Raw genomic sequence first — 1,528 nt, 5'->3', positions numbered from 1 at the left:
CGCCGAGCCGATGCCGCTTGTGTCAGCCTTACCCCGCCGCGCACGCCGTCGTGTCCTGACGATGTCCCGAACGCGGTTACGCCGCTCACGCAGCCACCTGGCCAAGGCGATGGCATCGTCCTGTTCGAGTTTGCCCAGATCCGGATAATGACTGAGCTTGATGCGCTCGAGCTCGTCTTCAGAGAGAAGACGACGTTCGGATGCGATCCCAACTCCCATACCTTCCTCCTTCGCTTGGCGGAACGAAACTGGGACCAACGACTGGAGCGATGTGCCTCCTGTGAGGACGTTAGCCCCTTCGCGCGCATCTCAGCATTGACATCTGAGAAGCCGCTGAACGCACCGATGGCTGCGCCGTCGCCGCTGAGGTTTCGACGATCGGCGGTTGCAGCGTCTGGCCTCTCTCATGCGACCCATGTCGCCCTCAGGGCATCGGCGAGAACCGGTTTCCGGTATCGAGATCCGGCATTGAAGACGGCGCTCATCCGGTGCGCGAGAGGACTCCCGTACGTTCGACGCTTCCGGGCTTCGGATTCAAGCTTCCAAGCAGTCCTGGGATCCAGCGGGTCTCCGGATGCTGGTCGCAGAAGGTCAACACGGTGATCATAATGGGGACGCCGATGAAGGCGCCCGCCAGTCCCCAGAGATACATCCAGAAGAAGACCGCGAAGAGAACAACGAACGGCGACATGGCCAGTGCGCTGCCCGATACCCGCGGCTCGATAGCACTGCCGACGACGAACTGGATGAGATTGAGGCAAACGAAGACGCCGGCCGTCATGCTCCAGCTTTCGAACTGCACCAGGGTGAAGATGGTCGGGAAGACGGTCGCGATCAGGGGCCCGACGAAAGGGATGTAATTCAGGACGAAGGCGATGACGCCCCATTCCGCCGCGAAGCGCAGGCCGATGGCAACCGCGAGAGCCCAGACAAGCAGCCCTGTGATGAGGCTCATGGCAGTCCTCACCAGCATGAACCGGCGCAGCTTGACCGCCGTCTCGGCCGTGCCGCCGACGAGGACGCGCGCGAGGCCGGGCCTGTCGAGCGCGGCGATCCGCCGGGCCGCCTCATCGACTTCGAGCAGTCCGAGAATGACGTAGACGAGCGCCACGACCCAGAAACTCACCGTCGTGTTGACTCTGCCCGTCAGCCCTTGGGCGGTGCGCATGAGCCAGCCGACGTTGAAGTGCTCCGACCAGACACCGTCCACCACGATGCCATATTCGCCGAGCCAAGCGGTCGTCCGGTCGTAGAGGGATTGAAGCCGGCCGGCATCGGCGATGAACCATTGCGCGACCCGTCCGAAAGCCCAGGCGGCAAGCGCCGCGAAGCCCAGAAACGCGACGATTATCGCGGTGATGGTGAGAGCGAGGGCGACGAGGCGCGGGAGGCGCGCCTGAAGCCCGCGCTGGAGCGGCCAAACGAGCGCAATCAAAAAGAGGGCGAAGGCCATCGGCGCAAACACGGTCACCGCGATGGAAGCGGCCGCGAGCACCGCGAGCAGAGCAAGGATGCTGGCCGAGATCCG

General features: G+C 63.9%; 1 protein-coding gene and 1 pseudogene. Both read right to left on the bottom strand.

Annotation, left to right across the window (positions count from 1 at the left end; all coding sequences use genetic code 11):
- A pseudogene (locus MFF42_RS26320) lies at nt 1–219 on the bottom strand (hypothetical protein); the annotation flags it as partial.
- A 262-nt stretch (nt 220–481) separates the two neighbouring features.
- Nucleotides 482–1,525 carry an AI-2E family transporter gene (locus MFF42_RS26315; RefSeq protein WP_238258894.1) on the bottom strand — a complete coding sequence of 348 codons (1,044 nt, stop codon included), beginning with the start codon at nt 1,523–1,525 and terminating at the stop codon, nt 482–484.
- Nucleotides 1,526–1,528: the final 3 nt, after the last annotated feature.

It is taken from the genome of Methylorubrum podarium, from assembly GCF_022179745.1.
In the GTDB taxonomy this organism is placed as follows: Bacteria; Pseudomonadota; Alphaproteobacteria; order Rhizobiales; family Beijerinckiaceae; genus Methylobacterium; species Methylobacterium podarium.
This window is presented reverse-complemented; position numbering and strand designations above follow the sequence as displayed.